The 19490-nt window shown below is 32.3% G+C and carries 17 protein-coding genes and 1 other annotated feature; of the genes, 13 read left to right on the forward strand and 4 right to left on the reverse strand.

The genetic code is table 11. The annotated features are described in order from the left end of the window. Positions 1-23 precede the first annotated feature (23 nt). From RIN63_RS04960 to RIN63_RS04985, 6 genes are all read left to right on the forward strand, one after another. Positions 24-572: a GNAT family protein gene (locus RIN63_RS04960; protein WP_310443584.1), complete on the forward strand. Its 549-nt coding sequence runs from the start codon at positions 24-26 to the stop codon at positions 570-572. Next, positions 562-1185: a class I SAM-dependent methyltransferase gene (locus RIN63_RS04965; RefSeq protein WP_310443585.1), complete on the forward strand. Its 624-nt coding sequence runs from the start codon at positions 562-564 to the stop codon at positions 1183-1185. The genes RIN63_RS04960 and RIN63_RS04965 overlap by 11 nt, the downstream gene beginning before the upstream one ends. A 123-nt stretch (positions 1186-1308) precedes the next feature. Next, complete coding sequence (locus RIN63_RS04970; RefSeq protein ID WP_310443586.1) at positions 1309-1647, forward strand: ATP-binding cassette domain-containing protein; 339 nt, start codon at positions 1309-1311, stop codon at positions 1645-1647. A gap of 1036 nt (positions 1648-2683) precedes the next feature. Next, positions 2684-4810 carry an ABC transporter substrate-binding protein gene (locus tag RIN63_RS04975; RefSeq protein ID WP_310443587.1) on the forward strand — a complete coding sequence of 709 codons (2127 nt, stop codon included), beginning with the start codon at positions 2684-2686 and terminating at the stop codon, positions 4808-4810. 1013 nt (positions 4811-5823) lie between these two features. Continuing rightward, the gene (locus RIN63_RS04980) at positions 5824-6291 is read left to right on the forward strand and encodes a hypothetical protein (protein WP_310443588.1); all 468 of its coding nucleotides are present in this window, start codon (positions 5824-5826) and stop codon (positions 6289-6291) included. 49 nt (positions 6292-6340) lie between these two features. Then, positions 6341-6646, forward strand: a complete 306-nt coding sequence (locus tag RIN63_RS04985; protein WP_310443589.1) for a hypothetical protein — start codon at positions 6341-6343, stop codon at positions 6644-6646. Between the two features lie 29 nt (positions 6647-6675). Here the strand turns inward: RIN63_RS04985 and RIN63_RS04990 are convergent, their stop codons facing one another. Continuing rightward, the gene (locus tag RIN63_RS04990) at positions 6676-7776 is read right to left on the reverse strand and encodes a hypothetical protein (protein WP_310443590.1); all 1101 of its coding nucleotides are present in this window, start codon (positions 7774-7776) and stop codon (positions 6676-6678) included. A 4-nt stretch (positions 7777-7780) separates the two neighbouring features. Further along, the gene (locus RIN63_RS04995) at positions 7781-9907 is read right to left on the reverse strand and encodes a CapA family protein (RefSeq protein ID WP_310443591.1); all 2127 of its coding nucleotides are present in this window, start codon (positions 9905-9907) and stop codon (positions 7781-7783) included. A gap of 307 nt (positions 9908-10214) precedes the next feature. After that, positions 10215-10472 (forward strand) — a binding site (T-box leader). Between the two features lie 143 nt (positions 10473-10615). Between RIN63_RS04995 and RIN63_RS05000 the strand changes: the two genes are divergently transcribed. The 5 genes from RIN63_RS05000 to RIN63_RS05020 all read left to right on the forward strand — a co-directional run bounded on the left by RIN63_RS05000 (position 10616) and on the right by RIN63_RS05020 (position 14663). Next, positions 10616-11245, forward strand: a complete 630-nt coding sequence (locus tag RIN63_RS05000; RefSeq protein WP_310444098.1) for a branched-chain amino acid transport system II carrier protein — start codon at positions 10616-10618, stop codon at positions 11243-11245. Between the two features lie 317 nt (positions 11246-11562). Beyond that, positions 11563-11853 (forward strand): hypothetical protein, encoded by a 291-nt coding sequence (locus tag RIN63_RS05005; RefSeq protein ID WP_310443592.1) that lies wholly within the window; start codon positions 11563-11565, stop codon positions 11851-11853. Between the two features lie 31 nt (positions 11854-11884). Further along, on the forward strand, positions 11885-12556 hold the full coding sequence (locus RIN63_RS05010; RefSeq protein ID WP_310443593.1) for a response regulator transcription factor: 672 nt from the start codon (positions 11885-11887) through the stop codon (positions 12554-12556). After that, on the forward strand, positions 12556-13857 hold the full coding sequence (locus tag RIN63_RS05015; protein ID WP_310443594.1) for a HAMP domain-containing sensor histidine kinase: 1302 nt from the start codon (positions 12556-12558) through the stop codon (positions 13855-13857). The genes RIN63_RS05010 and RIN63_RS05015 overlap by 1 nt, the downstream gene beginning before the upstream one ends. A 125-nt stretch (positions 13858-13982) precedes the next feature. Further along, the gene (locus tag RIN63_RS05020; RefSeq protein ID WP_310443595.1) at positions 13983-14663 is read left to right on the forward strand and encodes a hypothetical protein; all 681 of its coding nucleotides are present in this window, start codon (positions 13983-13985) and stop codon (positions 14661-14663) included. A 590-nt stretch (positions 14664-15253) separates the two neighbouring features. Here RIN63_RS05020 and RIN63_RS05025 read toward each other — a convergent pair. After that, positions 15254-16420, reverse strand: coding sequence for an iron-containing alcohol dehydrogenase (locus RIN63_RS05025; RefSeq protein WP_310443596.1), 1167 nt, complete (start codon positions 16418-16420; stop codon positions 15254-15256). A 255-nt stretch (positions 16421-16675) separates the two neighbouring features. Continuing rightward, positions 16676-17026 (reverse strand): winged helix-turn-helix transcriptional regulator, encoded by a 351-nt coding sequence (locus RIN63_RS05030; RefSeq protein WP_310443597.1) that lies wholly within the window; start codon positions 17024-17026, stop codon positions 16676-16678. Between the two features lie 285 nt (positions 17027-17311). On the opposite strand from RIN63_RS05030, the gene RIN63_RS05035 reads away from it, so the two are divergent. Together RIN63_RS05035 and RIN63_RS05040 are read left to right on the forward strand one after the other, a co-directional pair. After that, positions 17312-17656: a (2Fe-2S)-binding protein gene (locus tag RIN63_RS05035; RefSeq protein ID WP_310443598.1), complete on the forward strand. Its 345-nt coding sequence runs from the start codon at positions 17312-17314 to the stop codon at positions 17654-17656. 278 nt (positions 17657-17934) lie between these two features. Next, positions 17935-19482 (forward strand): WG repeat-containing protein, encoded by a 1548-nt coding sequence (locus RIN63_RS05040; protein ID WP_310443599.1) that lies wholly within the window; start codon positions 17935-17937, stop codon positions 19480-19482. Positions 19483-19490 lie beyond the last annotated feature (8 nt).

Consider the following 19490-nt stretch of genomic DNA (forward strand, 5'->3'; position numbering starts at 1 on the left):
GGAATAATTTACTGGAGGAAAGTATGAGAATAAAAAAAGAGAATATTATAATTAGAAGTGCTAGTGTAGATGATGCTATTCAATTAAACAAGTGGTGGAATGATGGTGAAGTTATGGAGCATGCAGGATTTTCCAAAGGATTAGGACAATCCTTGGAAGAAACCATAGATGAAATTGGAAACTGGGAAGGAAAATTAAGCCAGCTTTGTATAATTGAAATTGATGGCAAGCTCGTTGGGGAGCTGAGTTATAGAATTAAAGGTGATGGTGCTGCATATCCTGGATGGAAAATATGTGATTCTGGTTATCAAAACCAAGGGTATGATCCACAAATTATTAAACTGTTATTTGAATTTCTATTTATAGATGAAAATATTAATTCTAAATTCCCTATAGATAGAATTATATGGGACACTATGCTTGAGAATAAAAGAGCACAATATGTATATGAATATAAGATTAAGGCAAGAAAGATAGGAATAAAAGAAAACTCCTTTAAAGTCCAGCTTGGTAATTGGCGAGGCTCAGTAGACTATGAAATAAGCAGGGGGGAGTTTTTAAATGCTAGATAAGAAAGGCTTTGATTTATGGGCAGATGGATATGACAAAAGTGTAGAGTTAAGTGAAGAAAATGATGAATACCCATTTGCAGGTTATAAAGATGTTTTAAATACTATTTATAATATAGCCCGCAAGAGAGAGGGAGCAAAAATATTAGATATTGGATTTGGTACAGGGGTATTAACTAAAAAACTCTATGATGATGGCTATGAAATATATGGTATAGATTTTTCCCAAAAGATGATAGAAATAGCAAAGGAAAAAATGCCTATTGCAAATTTAATTAAATATGATTTTTCAAAAGGGTTACCAGAAGAAATGAAAGATAATTCCTTTGACTATATTATTAGTACCTATGCAATGCACCATTTAAAGGATGAAGAAAAAATTAAGTTTATTGAAAAACTTGAAAACTACCTTAATAAAGATGGAAAAATTATCATCGGTGATATAGCCTTTGAGACAAGAGAATTATTAGAAAAATGCAAAATAAATTATAATAAATATTGGGATGATGAAGAAGTTTATTTTGTTTTCGAAGAGTTGAGGAAATCTTTATTGAATAAGAATATTAGTTTTACTGAGATATCCCATTGTTCAGGAGTTATTCAAATTTCAAAGTGATAATGTGTTGAAAAGATATGAAAAATTAAGAAGGACAAATTCAAAAGCTAAATAGATTACAACAAGTAAGTATGAGACTAATGATATTTTAGGAGATAAAAAAATGAGACCTTACTAGAATTCTTGCTAGAAGATTCCGATTATAAACCAAGTGAATTAATAGCAATGTTAGTTCAGATGGGTTTTGAAAAAGATGACATCAGAAAATCACTATTTCAATTAAGTGGTGGAGAGTTAACGAAGTTAATGTTATTAAAAATACTATCTGGGGAGTACAATATACTTATTATGGATGAGCCTTCTACTTTTCTAGATACCTATGCTGTAAATGCATTAGAAGCAATGATGAAGGAGTATAAGGGAACAATCCTATTTGTAACCCATGATAAGACTTTAATTAATAATGTTGCAGATATAATTTATGAAATAAAAGATAGAAAGATAAATAGGATTAAGGGTTAATCGCAATATAAATGCATCCAGATGCAAAAGTCTAGATGCATTTATTATATATAAATCCAGAACAAATCAATGGAATTTAATCAATTGTACTAAGACAAGAAGATAGCACACAAGTTTCGATGAACAAAGTATTCAAAATATAAATATCTTTTGAGGGGTTTGTTGATTTCAATTTAAAATAATTGTAATTTTAAAGTATGGCCAAGTAATATCAAAAAAACTAGATGTGTTCCAGGGTTATTCTGCCTTCAAAGATGCAAATTATAGCTTTTATCAGAAATTTACCTTGCCGCCAAGGGGATAATATCTGTCTACGACATCATTATTACCCTCTCAAGGCTCGTTGAAGTCGTAACGCTGCTTGTGAAGTAAGTTGTCCTCCCCTAATTAAGTCCTGCTCTTTAAAATAATCTCCTGATTCTCATATAATAAAGTCCTGCTTCCATGAAAATCAGGAAAAGAATAGGGGAACAATTGGGGAATAAATAGGAGAAAGAAAAAAGAGAAAATGAAAAAAGAGGGAAAATAAGCAGAACTTTATTATAAAGGAACACTGAATCCTTGATAAATCAAGAATTTAAGTGCATTTGTGATCCTCGAAATTACTATGGGACTCTTGAGATGATAAAAAAGATTAAATAGTCCTTAATCGGAATAGAGACAAGCTTAGAGGCTTGTTTCTTGTTTATTGAGAATTATGTTTTTGATGGTAATTATAAATGCAAAATTGTCATTCGGTATAAAATTGAGAAGATTGTATATTGATAATGCAAATATTGGCAAAATATAGTATAATCAGAGTAATTATACACTGCTTTTACAAAGGAAAGGCAGTAGAAAAATTTCTAGACATGGATTACATGGAAGCAGGGAGTATGAAAGAGAGCTTCAAAAGAGGATGCAAGAGGTCCTAGCAGCAAAGGAATTGAAGCTGGAAACTGTAAAAGAAGATAGGGTATTGATGGGATAGGTAGTCAGAGAACTAAATTTTGGTAACGTGAGTACCTAATCACTATATAGGGAAAGGGGATTAAAAATGACAAAGGTTATAAAAAGACTATGTTTGATGCTTTCTGTTTTTATGGTTTTCACAACCGTACAAACAAGTGGGAATAAGGTGTTTGGCTATACAGGTGTTGTACAGGAGCGGTTAAGGAATGCGGTTGTACTTTACTTGGAAAATCCAAATGCATTTGTAAATAATACTAAAGTAAAGATCGATCCAACCAACCCGGATGTCATTCCGGTCACCCGAAATCAAAGAACACTTGTTCCTGTAAGATTTATTGCTGAAAATTTCGGTGGCAAGGTTGGTTGGGACAATGAAACGTCCACAGTTACGATAAATCTCGATAAGAAGATCGTCAAACTTACACTTGGAAGCAATAGAATGTATGTAAATGACAAAGAGGTCACACTGGATGTACCAGCTCAAAGCATAGGAGATAGGATATATATTCCTCTCCGGAGGTTGGCGGAAGACGCTTTTGGCAAAAAGGTCTTTTTTGACCGGGGGTTAATTATTATCAGTGATATTGAAAATATTTTTTCTCCTACTTCCGAGAAAGAATGGATCGATGAAATAATCGGTCTTTTCACTGGTGCTGTAAATGTAAAAAGTTCAAGGGATTATATAAATGTCAGTGTAGGCGGAGAGTCGTATACTATGGACCCTGCAAAGAGTGTATTCATTGAGGAAGGTACATATATACTTCATGCTTTTGAAGGATTAACCAGGATGGGAAAGGATGGAAGTATCCAGCCCGGTATCGCTGAAAGATGGGAGGTATCTCCGGATGGTACGGTATATACCTTCTATCTGCGTGGATCAAAGTGGTCCGATGGAGTGCCCGTCAAGGCCCAGGATTTTGAATATGCTTGGAAACGGGCTTTGAATCCTGAAACTGCGAGTGAATATGCGTTCATGCTTTATGATATCAAAAACGCAGAGGCGTACAATTCTTCCAGTTTGCAAGGAAGTCTATCAACAGATGCTGTAGGAATAAAGGCGTTGGATGATAAAACGCTGAGGGTGGAACTAAAGGCTCCTGCATCCCATTGGATCACTATGATCGGCCATCCTATCTATATGCCTGTGCGAAAGGATATTATTGAAAGATATGGAGATGAGTGGTATGCGAAAGCGCAATCTTTTGTATCCAACGGGGCCTATACAATGACATATTGGGAAGCTAATTCAAAGATGGTTTTTGAAAAGAATCCTTTCTACTGGGATAACGAAAGAATTATAGTAAATAGAATTAACTGGATACTAATTGAAGAGGGTAATGATGCGGTGAATGCATATAAATTTAACGAGGTAGATGGTGTTTACAGCAGTATTTCAGCGGATTTAGAGCTTGAATTGAAGAAGAATGAGGACTTTCATATCTATGATTATATCGGCACATACTACCTGCTATTTAATACAACGAAGGCCCCAATGAATGATTCCAAAGTACGAAAAGCTTTAGCATTAGCAATTGATAGGAAGTTTATAACGGAGGAAGTAATGAAATTAGGTCAAAAACCTGCAGTAGGGGTTGTCCCGTATGGAATGCCTGGCTTGTTGCCTGAGAAGGATTTCCGGACAGAAGCGAAAGATAATGGGATACTTGCAACTACAGCAAAAATTCATGAGGCAAAAATACTGTTAGCCGAAGCTGGATATGCCGATGGAAAAGGGTTCCCAGAAATTGAAATGATTTATAATACCAATAATGGCCATAAGGCTATTATGGAAGCTATTCAGCAGCAGTGGAAGGATAACCTGGGTATTACGGTAAAAATTAGAGATATGGAATTTATGCAACTTATCGATAGTAGTCACTCCGGAAACTATATGATTGCCAAAAGTGGTTGGATTTCAGATTATAATGATCCCATGTCGATGCTTGAATTGTGGACGACGGATAATTCACTCAATGAAACCGGATGGACCAATTTAAGATATGATGAACTTATCAGAGCAGCGAAGCATAGTATGGATAAAGTAACCAGGATTAGGGCAATGCATGAGGCTGAAGATATTCTTATAAACGAAATGCCGGTTTGCCCCATTTATTCATTCGTCCGGGGTGGTGTACTTCAAAGCCCCAACTTGAAGGGGGTACAGGTCAGCCCGACAGGTTATGTTTATTTTCATAATGCATATGTTGAATAAAGTTTGACGAAAGTGTGCATTGATAGGGGAATACACTCTATCAATGCTTTTTATTTACATTTTAAGGATGTCTACATCTCCATTTATATATTTAAATCCGACAAATCCAAGAAGAAATAGAATTAACAAAAGACATAAAACAAATAGAATTAAACGCATCATGGTTCTTTTCACAATTAAAGGGTATATGGTAAAATTACAGATAAATTTGATCCGAGTTCTATTATTTATGTTAGAAGTGACAAATTAAATTCAATCTATAGGCCGTGTAAAAGATACCAAACTAAGAGAAATTCTGCACAGCATGTAATAATTCTTCTGCGCTAGATAATGTGGTCTTAACATTTGATAATGCAACCAGTACTTCTGACCCGAATGAGGGTCAGTGTAAATGCATTGCTCGTACTAAAAGGAAAAAATAAATTCTAATAAAAATTTTTAAGTAGATGCTATTTTCATCTAGATAAAATGAGAAAGTATGTATCAAGTAGCTTTCATTGATTGGTACTCTGCCACCAAGGATTTACTAGGTCTTGTTGACATCATTATTATCCTCTCAAGGCACATGGAGAGGGTAGTTAGAATGCAAAGGAAAGATACGTAGAAATAAAAGATAAAAAGCCGTTTGCTTTATCGATGATAAAGTGAGCGGCTTTTTGCGTGAAAGGAGGAAAGTCAATCTTGGTATCAGTTTTGAGTACAAGAGAATAAGGTACTTCCCATAGATGCAGACACATAGGTAAAGCTTATGATTATCATACCAATGAAGAGAAAGTAATGGAGATGCTGCACTTTGCAATAAAAGGTGGAGCTAAAGAAATTAAAAAGATTCGATATAGTGTAAATTTTCTCGGTACTAATCTAAGATGTAACCAAATTTTATAAGGCACATATTATATAGTAGACATCAAATTTTTTGCAACTTAGGAGAATAAGTCATTTGTACAATATGAAATAAAGAGAAAATTATGTACTAATGTGTTAAAGAAAATAAAAATAGGGAGGATAAAAAAGTGAGAGAGGATTTAATAATATTACAAGATGAAGATAGAACTTGCCCTGCTGAAGCATTTGTACGTGGCACTGTATGTGCACCCGTTGATATCACTCCATTTGTAAATGAACTTCCAACAACTACTTTTTGTTGTGGGGAACCAGATATAGTGATTGTAGATCCTGAAAACCCTGTAACTTGCATAGGAACAGACAGTGTTAGAATTTTAATTACTCAGGATATTTGTGTAACAATTCCTGTTGAAATAGGTGTAACAACTGATGTTGGGGATGCTTTGATTAGTAATGTAAGATTAGTTGATGATTGCGATGATTGTAATGGCGATGACGACGATGACGACGATGACGACGATGACGACGATGACGACGATGACGACGATGATGATGACGACGATGATGACGATGATGACGACGATGACGATGACGATGACGACGACGACGATGACGATGACGATGATGACAATTAATGATGACAATAGTGATTTAGGTTAATCCTATCCACAAGGGGGGTTGCGTATGAGTAATCAAAATATGGTTGCTAATCAGACATGTAAATCAGTGGCTTGTGTGCCAATGAAAGTAAGTACTCCAATTGACCTAAAACCATTTGTCAGGAGTCTTCCTATTTCAGCATGTATCTGTGAAGAACCCGAACTAACTCCAACGCCGTGTGGTACCTTCATTCTAACACAAAAAATATGCTTTGAGGTTCCTATTGAAATTGGAGTAAAGACGAAAATTGGCAATCCACTTGTCAATGGAAAACACAAATCGCCTAAAAAAAAGTATTATAACTGGAGAACTCCTAATATAGTATATTGAATACAAAAGTCCCTCTCATGAGGGACTTTTTAATCTAGCTTAGATAATATTTTGTAATAAGCAATCATACTTGATATATTGTGCTGAGTGAAATCGATTCTTAAATCATATTGCTTTAAACCTCGTTGAAAGGCACCTATGCAGAGGTTTTTATTTTTGTAATTAACGACTGATTCAGGTCGTAACTGGGTTTGTAGCTGAAATCGTATGCCTTCTTCAATAGCTGTTTTAATCTTGTTAGCTTCTATGTCATTTCCTTCGTCATGAAATAGACTATAAGCAGCACATAAACCTTCACTGCGACAGGCAGTAGGAGTTGATTCAAGACGGATATGTGGTATGCTGTATGCTCCATTCCAATAAGGATACTCTTTATTATCTATAACCTGACTTTTCATGATGGATTTGGTGATTAGCATAACATGGTTAAAATAAAGCTCCTGAGGTCGTGATTTGTAAAGTTCATTTAATCCATATAATAGCCAGTGATCATGGAGAATTGTATCCATATCTTTGCTTTTATCCCGTATTTTTATAAGATAGTGGGCTGCAAGCTCTGCACAATCAAGCCAGTCTTCGTTGCCATCTATTTCGTAAAGTCGTACTAATGAAAGGATTGCCTCTCCTGGATAATAATCTGAAGTGAAATTATACACTTCTTTAGTAGAAAATTGCTGCTTTTGAATAATAAATCTTCCCAATTCATCTTGAGTTTCACAGATCCATCTTGCCATTCTTTGCATCAATGTCAGATGCCCAAAATTACCGGTTATTTGTGTATATTTAGCTAACATAATAATACCAAGGGCATTTCCACCTAATTTTATAATGTCCCTATCAATTACTGCACTAACTAAATTTCCATTAATCTCAAAATTTTTGACTTTATCAATAAAGAAATTGATAGCTAACTCAGCTGTTTTTAACAATTCTTCATCAGGCATTAATTCGTAGGTTTCTAGGATTGAGTATGTTGTTCCAGCATGACGTAAGATATTGTATTGATTTTCTTTTTTATTCTTATCTGGTAAATAAGAATAAATGTATTTTCCGTTTTTATTAACAACATTCTTAAAATAGAAATTTTTTGTAAATACTATTGCTTCAATAAGTGTTTCTTTAGTAATCATTAGACTAATTCCTTTCCTTTAGTGCTCTACTAATACAGTATTCTACAATATCTTTTGCAACATTTCTCGGTTTACCATACATAGGGAAATGATGTCCGCCAATTCCAGGTCTTGTGTTGACTTCTAAAATAGCATAGCGATTTTTTTGAGGTTCTTGGAAAAGATTGTCTGCAATAATATCAACTCCAACGACGAATAAACTTGGAATTGAATTGGCAGCTTTTACTGCAATTTCTTTGTAAAACGGATGAATTTCATCTGTTATATCTAGGCTGTCGCCACCTGTTCCAACATTTCTATTCCAGTCTATAATAACATTAATTCCTTTATCCGGTATATTAGAAAGAGTATATCCTTGAGTGTTAATAATAGATAGTCGGTGATTATCGATTTCAATCAACCTATTTCTTAAATGAGGATTTTTTAATCTGATTTTATTTTTTTGTTTAATTAGTTCTTCAATAGTATCAATGCCATTACTTACAATGTTTGGAGATATTGAAGAAAAAGCAGCTAAACAACAACCTCCCACAACTAAACATCTGGCTTCTGTACCCCCAATAAATTGTTCTTCAACTATAATTTTTTTATTGGTAAATGAAATTGCTTTGTTCCAAGCATTTTCGAATTCTTCTCTAGTCTTGACTCCAACGGTAATTCCTATTCCCTTATGGCCATCAGAAGGTTTTATAACACACGCTGTTAAAGACAGTGCATAGGCTAAAGCTTTTTCTTTTTGTTGAATTGAAAAACTCTCACCTTTTGCAATACTCAGGTCGGCTTTTTTTAAGAATTCTCTTGCAAGAGTTTTATCTTTAGCTATACGTGCTCCTATTGATGAATCATAAGATGATTCTGTTTCATCAAAGGCCAAAGTTTTTTCACCAATATTAACAATAAGGTATTTTCCTACAGAAGTAGATGTATATCCTTTTTTAAAAAATTCTTTTGAAATTAGGTATTTTGAAGAAAAAATTTGATTATTATATTCATTTGGTTTTGGCAATGTAATATTATTGATTATAAAATCATTGGTTTTCTTGCCTTGGAAAACCAAGGGTAGTTCTGAGTTACTTCTATTTGAGGAAATGTAAAATCCTCGAGAATCTTTTCCGTGCCAAAAACTTTCTTCTTTTCTTGAAAGAACTTTTATTAGATTTTCAAATTCCTGTTCATTAACAGGTCTTGACTGATAATCAGTAATTCTATTATCAGTTACAATGGGATAAAAACGAGATTCAATACTCCAATTAAATTCTTTCTCCTCAAATTGCAGCCTTCCTATGGCACTATAAGGTGGTGCTTGAAGTTTTTTATAACGCCCCTTAGCGTTCCAGACAAAATTTCCAATAGAATATGCAATATTGCCGGTATCTCTTTTTTCAAAATGATTTAATATATGTGGACCTTGACCGATTATATAGTTGACGCCATTTTCAATAAATTTAGAACATAATTCATGTATATCTTTACTTTCTGAAGCCCATTTATAATCAATACCTTGCCAATGTGGAAACAAGATAATGAATGAAGAAGGATCTTCATTACGGATTTTCTTTATTTGTTCACATATTCTGTTGAAATTCAAGGAATTGACCCCTGGTTTATCATTAGAAGCAAAAAAATTGTACTTCTCATGATAGAGTTTTGAAGCCCTCAGCCCACTAATGATATAAATATTTTTCAAGCTTTTTTCCCCGAGAAGAGTTATTTTCAATGGTTGTTCTGCCTCTTGAAGACTATTACTAGCTCCAAAAGTCTTGAAGTCATTTTCTTCTAATAATTCTTTAGTTTTCAACATTACTTCAGGACCAAAATCCATTGTATGGTTATTGGCCAAGTTTACAGCTGTTACACCAATACTTCTAAGTGTTCTTAGTAGACGTTCTGATTTGTCCCAGTTTGGATAACCTTTGTCTGGAAAGTAAATTGTCGGCTCAGAATCTACTAAAACAGTTTCAAAATTTATAATGAAATAATCACTATTCTTAATAATTGGCTCAACCCCATTAAAAAAAGATTCAGGATTACTTTCAAGTCTTTGAATCAAATCTTCATTACCTGTTTTATTTACATACCAGTCTCCTAAGCTTGTATCTCCAGCAAAAGTGATAACAAATTTCTTACTCATTCCTAATCCTCCTAATATATATTTATAATTCATTTATTAGTTACATAATATGTGATATTCATTTGTTCTGTGATGACAAACATACTACCAGATAGGGCTACCGCTAAGGAACCACCAGGTCCTGACAACATCATTATTGTACTCTCAGGCATGTTGAAGCAGTAACACTAGTTGTGAAGGAGTGAAACTGTAGGAGAAGTAGATGTCCATCTCATGCCAGGATTGTCCAAAAACTGTAGAGTAAATTTAATTGTTGACAATCAGTTTAGTACATGTTATAAAATATATAAATTCAATAATTTAATATATAATTTCTATGAAGAGAAAGAGTAGGCTATTTTTTTGTCCCACAGAGAGTTGGCATTATGCTGAGAGCCAATGTTTAAAGATTAGTTGAAAATCATCTCTGAGAAGCAGAGCTGAAATTTATTCAAGTAAGTAATGCAGGTAGTCCGCCGTTAAAAGGAACACATATTATAATGTATGTTGAAGAGTGTTATAAATTAATTTTTGAATTATAATTTATAGAACTAGGGTGGTAACGCGAGTATAACTCGTCCCTTTTTGGGGGCGAGTTTTTTAGTGTTCAAAAATAAGTAAATAGGGGGTGTATTATGGAAAGTGATATTGGTATTATAAATTTTATTCATAATATGAAAAAAACAACTCGGAGGTTTTTAAAGTGGAAAAAATGGACAAAAAAAAGCTATTACTTGTAAGTTTAATGTAGTTTGTTTTGGGATTGCCTATTGGCTATGTATGACACCATCAAAACTGGTTGATAGATTTGGAAAAGTTTTAACACCTGCACTATTGGTTTTAATAACGAGTATATTTGTATTTAGCATGTTTAAACCAATAGGTGAATTTGCAGCACCTATTGGTGATTATGCACATTTTCCTTTACCTAAAGGATTTTTAGTTTTACTAGGGATAATATTTTCACTTGCTTGTTTAACAACATCAGTAGGGCTTTTAACATCATGCAGTCAATACTTTGCAAAGCTAATGCTTAAGGTATCATATAAAGTTTGGATTACAATACTATCTGTATCAAGCATGATATTTGCAAATGTAGGATTGACACAAATACTTAAAATTTCATTTCCCTCATTGACTGCTATATACCCAATGACAATTGTGCTTATTGTACTTACACTTACTAATGATTTTTACAAGGGAAATTCTTATGTATATTTATTTGCTATGATATGTACTTCCTTTGTCAGTATCTTAGAGGCCTTAGAGCAATTTGGACTAAAAGTTATTATCCTCAACAGTCTACCATTTTATTCAAAGGGACTTGGTTGGATTATCCAGCAGCTGTTGGCGCTATAGCAGGACTTATTTATGGGAACCTAAGGAATAAAGGATTTGAGGAAAAACATATGCTGAAATCCGAATAGGTAAAGATAAATGCTAAAGAAAAAGAACACTTTTAAACTGCCTATAAAGAAAATAATGCATACAATCAAAAAAAAATTGGGCATAATGTCACCATATCAACAAAAGAGTGATATTATGCCCTGTGTTGTAGCAGTTAAAATAGTTCATATTAAGTTCATATATATAGTTTATTATTATTATATAAAACATATGGAGGTATTAAAATAAAATGGCGAAAAGAATAAATAGGGAGTAGTATAAATAAGGAAATGTTTTTAGGAAAAGATCCAGTAGGTGAAGAACTACTTATAAATAGTATGCAACTACAATTCATTATTGAATCAATTTTTCTATCTGTATTTGGAGGAATACTAAGTCTTATAGTAGGAATGCTCATAGCCTTTGTAGAATCTATTTACATTGGATTTAGCTTGACAATTATAATGTCTACAGTCATCTTAGCAATAAGTTTCTCAGGAATAATAGGTATAGTATTTGGATTTATGCCAGCTAGAAAGGCTAGTAGATTAAATCCTATAGATACATTAAGACATATTTAACAGTACTTAATCTTATTAAGGAGGTGAATCTATGACCAATATTCTTATAGTAGATGATAATGAAAAGATAAGAAAATTAATAGAAATTTATTTAAAAAGAGAAGGATTAAAAATTTTTCATGGAGAAGATGGTGAAGCAGCACTAGATATTCTTGAAAATATAAAGATTGATTTAATCATAGCTGATATAATGATGCCTAATATGGATGGATATGAATTGGTAGAGGAACTTAGAATGGCAAATTATAATTTACCAATACTTATGGTAACTGCAAAGAACACATACCCTGATAAAAAGACGGGATTTGAATTAGGTGCTGATGACTATATGACAAAACCTATAGATATGGATGAATTAGTTCTTAGGGTTAAAGCTTTACTTCGTCGCTCAAAGATTTGCATAGATAAATATATAGGTATAGGTGATATTATAATTGATTATGAGGCCTTAGAAGTAAGGACGGCAACAGATACTATATTATTGCCCAAGAAGGAGTTTTATTTACTCTATAAGCTATTATCCTATCCAAATAAGATATTTACTCGTCAAGAGTTAATCGATGATATATGGGGGTTTGATAGTGAAGCAGATGAAAGAACTGTAGATGTCCATATAAAGAGACTCAGGGAAAAATTTAAAGATGTTAGTGAATTTGAGATAATAACTATAAGGGGATTAGGTTACAAGGGAGTGTTCAAATAATGAGGAAATCTATCTACAGCCAGTTAGTCCTAAGTTTCATCTGTGTTTTCATTATAAGTAATATATTGGCTTCAATACTTTCTTTTTTTAGTACAGAGATAAACACTTTAGAGCAGTTGAGCAAACAATTAATAGAAGGTGTGGAAATAGTAAAGGAAGAATATGAAAGAGAAAATATTTCAATAGGAAGCATTGAAAAATTTTTTAAAGATAATTATATTACTATAAGTTTTGAAGAAAACATAGAAGAATATGCTGTTGAAAAAGAAAAAATGTCATTATTGGAAACTGGAAAGACCTTATCACTGCGCACAAATGAGCTTGGGAATACTACTGTTTCCACTCCTATAGCTATAACCAAGACAGGAGATTATTATATAGTAGCTAAGCCTGAGTTTGAAAATTTGGGATTTAGTACTAGAGATATCATAATGTCTATAAATATTAGGGCTATCATTATCGGGAGTATGCTATTTTTATTTGTAGGAAGATTAATGGTAAATCCTATAAAAAAATTAATTAAAGCAACAGAAAAAGTTGCTGAAGGAAATTTTGATATAGAATTGGAGAGTCGTAGGACAGATGAAATGGGGATTCTTATCTCCAGCTTCAATACTATGGCTAAGGAATTAAAATCTATAGAAATTTTTAGAAATGATTTTATATCTGACATCTCTCATGAATTTAGAACACCATTAACTTCTATAGGGGGATATACAAAACTTTTAAGGGATTGCAATGAAGAAGAAAGAAGGGAATATGTAGATATAATTATAGAAGAAACTGAGAGATTATCTAGATTAACTACAAATATTCTTACATTAAATAAAATTGACAATCAAAATATATCTACCCACATAGAAAATTTTACAATAGATGAACAAATAAGGAAGGCAATTCTTCTGCTGGAAAATAAGTGGGTTGAAAAGGATATTGAACTAGAAATAGATTTAGAAAATATTCAATATAAGGGTAATCCAAATTTAATGTATCAGGTTTGGATAAATTTAATTGATAATGCAATTAAGTTCTCTCCAAAAGGTGGAAAAATTGAAATAAAATTATATGAAGAACAAGGAAATATTATTTTTTCAATCAAAGACAATGGTGTTGGAATATCTAAAGAAGATCAAAAAAGAATATTTGAAAAGTTTTATAAAGGGGATAAGTCAAGAAATACAGATGGTAATGGTCTAGGCCTTTCTATTGTCCGAAGAATAATTGAAATCCATAAAGGAAAAATATCATTAGAATCTAACATAGGTATGGGAGCAAATATAATGATAAACCTATACAAATAGATTTGGATAGTCAGTTATTAGAGATAAAACACATATTAGATTTTAAATGAAGAGATCTATAGTATTATATATTATAGATTTAAGATTCAAAAGTAAATACTATAAATTTAAAGAGGAGACTTATTATGCAAGCGATTATTGAAACTTTGTTTGATGTTGTATATCTTTCTACTGTAATTATTATGGGAGTTTTAATGATAAAAAACAGTAATGGTAATAAGCAATATAAATTATTTGGAATTATGGCGGTGACACTGGGACTAGGTGATTCATTCCACTTAGTACCTAGAGTATTGGCTCTTAACACAATAGGACTTGAAAACTTTACTGCAGCGTTAGGAATTGGCAAATTTATTACCTCAATTACAATGACCATATTTTATGTAATATTGTATTATGTTTGGCGTTTACGTTACAAGATAGAGGGAAAGAAGGGCTTAACTATTTCAGTATATGCCTTAGGGATTATAAGAATCGCACTTAGCCTAATGCCACAAAATGCATGGACTAGTGCTACACCACCATTATCTTGGGGTGTGTATCGAAATATTCCTTTTGCAGCAATGGGTATTTTTATTATTATCCTATTTTATCAGAGTGCCAAGAAAGCAAATGATATAGCTTTTAAGAATATGTGGTTGACAATTGTTCTTAGTTTTGCATTTTATGTACCAGTAGTTTTATGGGGTGATATAAATCCTCTTATTGGGATGCTTATGATACCTAAGACTTGTGCTTATGTATGGACAGTATTAATTGGCTATAATGAGATGAAAGGATTAAAAAAACACAAAGAAGCTTATTAATTAACAAATGAAAATGTTAAAGCTATAAGGGCAAAAGAAGAATTTTATGAACTTGGAGTCATTACAGTTCTAACTCCTGCAGGTAATCCAGTAAGAACATATGGTAGAGAAAAGACTTCGTTCTTATTTGGAGGTATTAATATGAAGAATGCTATGAAGGGGAAGATAAAGAAGAGGTATCTATTGCTCGTACATGGGCAAAGAGTCTTGGCTGGAGTGCTACAAAAGTTTTTAATTAAAAGATGCTGTAATTAAAAGCGTAGTTTAATAAATATCCTTAAGAATTCTAGAGTAAAGGGAGGATTTTAAAGTGGATAAAACAACTCCTGAAAAGGCAATGAAAGAATTGACAATGATTCTAATGTATCTATCAAGATTTAATGAAAGCAACCGTTTTGATTTAAGCATGGATATGGATTGGTGAGGGTATAATTTTGATATTATAATGAATTAGATAATGAAGATTATCATTGGAGCTTATTCACTAAGAATTATATGTAAGAAAATGGGTTTGCACTAATTCCTAAATAAGGATTAGTGTAAACCCATAATATTTATCTTTATAATTATGTTATTTCTGTTTTAATGGGTTAGAAATTTACTTCTTTTCCATAATAAACAGCTTCAAATAATCTTTTCATTTCAGCTACAGATATTTCTCTTGGGTTCGTACTTGTGCATGCATCAGCTACAGCACCTTCAGAGATTTTATCTAAGTTAGACTTGAAATCTTCTTCTGACACTCCAAATTCTTTTAAAGTAGAAGGCATATTCATAGTAACTCTAAAATCTTTAACTAGTTGAATTAATGATTCAACTAATTCATCAGTTGTTGTTCCTTTTAGACCTAATCTTTTAGCTATATCAGCATAAGCTGTTCCTGCTGTTTTAGCATTATATTGTATTGCATATGGCAAATAAATTGCATTTGCAAGTCCATGAGGAACATTGAATATCTTTCCTGTCTTATGAGCCATTGAGTGAACTATTCCCAGTATTGCATTTGAGAATGCCATACCAGCTAAGTTCTGAGCTATATGCATTTCACTTCTAGCTTTTGAATCTCCCTTAAAGGAATTAACTAAATTATCAACTGTCATTTCAATTGATTTCATAGCTAATGCATCAGTTATTGGATTTCTAACTGTTGAAACATAAGCTTCAAACGCATGAGTTAAAGCATCCATTCCAGTATTAGCAACTAATTTTGGTGATAAGCTTTGAACTAAATTAGTATCAACAATAGCAACATCTGGAGTTATGTTGTAGTCAGCTATTGGATATTTAACACCAGTTTTTTCATCAGTTATTACTGAGAATGAAGTAACTTCTGAACCAGTACCACTTGTAGTTGCTATAGCTATAAATTTAGCTTTTTGTCTTAATTCAGGTAAATTAAATGGTTTTGCAGCTTCTTCAAAGGTGAATTTTGGATACTCGTAAAATATCCACATTGCCTTAGCAGCATCTATTGGTGAACCACCACCGATACCAATAATTAAATCAGGATTAAATTCATTCATTGCTTTAACGCCCTTCATAACAGTTTCAACTGAAGGATCATTTTCAACTCCTGAAAATATTGAAGTTACAATATTAGCTTCTTTTAGTAATTCTTGTATTTTTGGAACAGTTCCATCCTTTATCAGTCTTTCAGAACCAATAACGAGCATTGCCTTAGTTCCTTTTACTGATTTTAAATAATCTATTGCATTTTCTCCAAAATAAACATCTCTTGGTATAGTAAATCTTTGCATTTATATTTCCTCCTGTATATGGTTTTTAATAATATTGAATTCAATTCAAATATCTCTTGTGCACAAATATTATTATAAATCAAATGATTCATAATGGGAAGTACGCACTTTATTTTCATATACTAACAAATAAGTTACATAGTATACAAAATGATACTATGTGATTATAAAAAAATAGCCTTCAACAGTGATAATTTAAGATCACTACTAGAGACTAATTTATCCTAGTAAAAACTTTTTATGCTAAAACACTTATTAACTCTCAGTGTCCTTTTCTATTACATTCTTAATATAATCTTTACCCCAATCATACATTGCATCTAAAATCGGTAAAAGACTTTTTCCATGCTCAGTAAGTGAATATTCAACCTTTGGAGGAACTACAGGATAAACTTCACGATGAACAATTAAGTGATCCTCAAGTTCTCGCAATTGATTAACAAGCATTTTTTGGGTAATACCAGGCATAAGAGCTTTTAATTCTCCAAATCGTTTTGTTCCTTCTTTGCCTAAATACCACAAAATCAGCATTTTCCATTTACCACCAATTATTGCAAGAGTTAATTCCTTTTCGCAATTAAATGTTTTACCGCCTAAATTTGGCATTATGTCACCTCGTTTATTATGTTACACTTTTTATTTAATGATTATACTGAAAAAATTGCTGATAATCAAATAATATATATCAATATCTAAATAGAGCTAGTAAATGCATTACTTAATCCAATAAGCAAGGAAGAAGTTAATAAACATCTCTTGGTATAGTTATACCTCTTTCTTAAAGCCATTAAGAGTGTTTTTTACAAATGAACGGTTCATTCATGATTAGTATTAATTAATAGAAAATGATATACTAGATAATAAATATATATGAGAAGGAGACAGTTTAAAATGGCAAAAAATAAAGTAATTTGTATTAAAAATGATGTTGATTATCTTTCAATCAGAAAAGCAATGACTTCTGGTGCAAGAACTATAGATGAATTAGTTGAGCTTGCAGGCGTATGTACTGAATGTGAGGGATGTAAAAGTGAATTAGAAGGTATACTCTCTTCTGTTTGTGGTTGTAAGAAGGTTTCTTTAGAGGCAGTAGTAAATGCAGTTAAGAATGGTGCTGACACAGTAGAAAAGGTTGGAGAAATAACAGGTGCTGGAACAGGTGCAGATGAAGTGACTGGAGAAGAATGTGGAAAATGTAAAGGCCTTATTCAAAACATTATTGATTTAGGAAGATAAACAACTAAAAAATTTATGAACTCCCTTAGACTTAGGTTTGAGGGACTTTTTTATTCAAAAACCGCCTGTTTTGTAGACTTTGATCACATGAGCAGGAGAAATCATGATTGGTGCAAATCAACTGAATTATATATTAAATATCAACCTGAGAGGATTATTAGAGCGTAAATCTTAGAGTGGTGAATTCTCTATAAGATCGCTTGATATACCTAAGTATTTTATGTATAATTCAAAGAGTAAGCCAAATGGAAAAATAATGAAGATTGGGAGGCACTAAAATGGGACAAACTAAAAAAAGAGTTTTTTTTCTTTGTTTAACAGTTATTATAATTTTGACTATCTTACCATGTGCGTATGCGAAGTCCTATACTCAAGAAGAACTTGAAACAATTGAATTGACTACAGAATATTCAAGTGTAGGACCTTTTTTAAACAGGGTGGCACGAGTCAATAAGGATGGGCGATATGGTTTTATTAATGAAAATGGACTTGAAGTAATACCTATAGAATATTTATATGCAGGTAATTTTTCTGATGGATTAGCTTTGATAAGAACATTTAATGGATATGCTTATATTGATAATAGGGGAAATGAAATTATTTCTACTAATTATCCTCTAGACTATAATTTTTCAGATGGGCTTTCTAAGATCATGATTAATAATAAAACTGTATTTATTGATAAAACAGGAAAAGAAGTTTTCAATCTTGCGGAGGGTTTTGCTGACAACTTTTCTGAAGGAATGAGTAGATTTTTAAATGGTTCATCAGCTCCCTCAGATGGATTTGTAATAAATACAGGGAAATGGGGTTTTCTTGATAAAAACGGAAAACTAGCTATACCAGCTATATATGCAAATGTTAATGGTTTTTCTGAAGGTCTGGCAGGGGTGTATAAAAATTCAAACGGAAGAAGTCTTTCCGGCTTTATTGACAAAACTGGAAAAATAGTTATTCCGATAAAATATAATTATGTAAGATATTTTAATGAAGGATTGGCCTGGGTTGAAAAAGTTGATGGTGGAGAGGCTTTTATTGATAAAACTGGAAGAGAAGTAATTTCTCTAGATGATTATGATGAAGTAAAGAATTTTTCCGAAGGTCTAGCGTTAGTTGCTAAGGATATAGATGATAATTATTCTACAGGACATTATGGAATAGATAAATATGGTTTTATTGACAAAAGCGGAAAGCTAATCATTCCTTTGATTTATGACTCTGCAAATAGTTTTTCTGAGGGTCTAGCTCTAGTAAAAAAGGATGGTAAGTATGGATATATTGATAAAACAGGAGAAGTAGTCATTCCTTTAATTTATGATGACGCTCAAGTCTTTTCCCAAGGATCTGCTTGGGTTAAAAAAGATGATAAACAGATGATTATTCGTAATCCAATTTTACTGGAATTAGCATCAAAGAAACAAGCAATTCCAACAAAGTCTCAAGTATTTGTCAATGGAAAAAAGATAGATTTTGATGCATATCTAATTGATAATAACAATTATTTCAAGCTTCGTGATATTGCAAAGGTTCTTAGTGATACGAAAAGCCAGTTTGATGTAGTATGGGACAAAGAGAAAAATGACATCACCTTGAATTTAGGAATGCCTTATACTATGGTAGGCAGTGAGCTTGCCAAGGGAGACGGAGTTCCAAGGATTGGATTATTATCCAAGTCTAAAATATATATTAACGGTATTGATGTTAGTATAGCAGGATATGTTATTAATGGAAATAATTATTTTAAGCTTAGAGAATTAGGTCATTTCTTGAAGTTTGATGTTTATTGGGATGACATAAATAAAAATGTTCAGATTAATACGAAATAATATTTAAT

Origin of the sequence: Tissierella sp. (assembly GCF_031460495.1) — a bacterium.
GTDB lineage: Bacteria > Bacillota > Clostridia > Tissierellales > Tissierellaceae > JAVKTS01.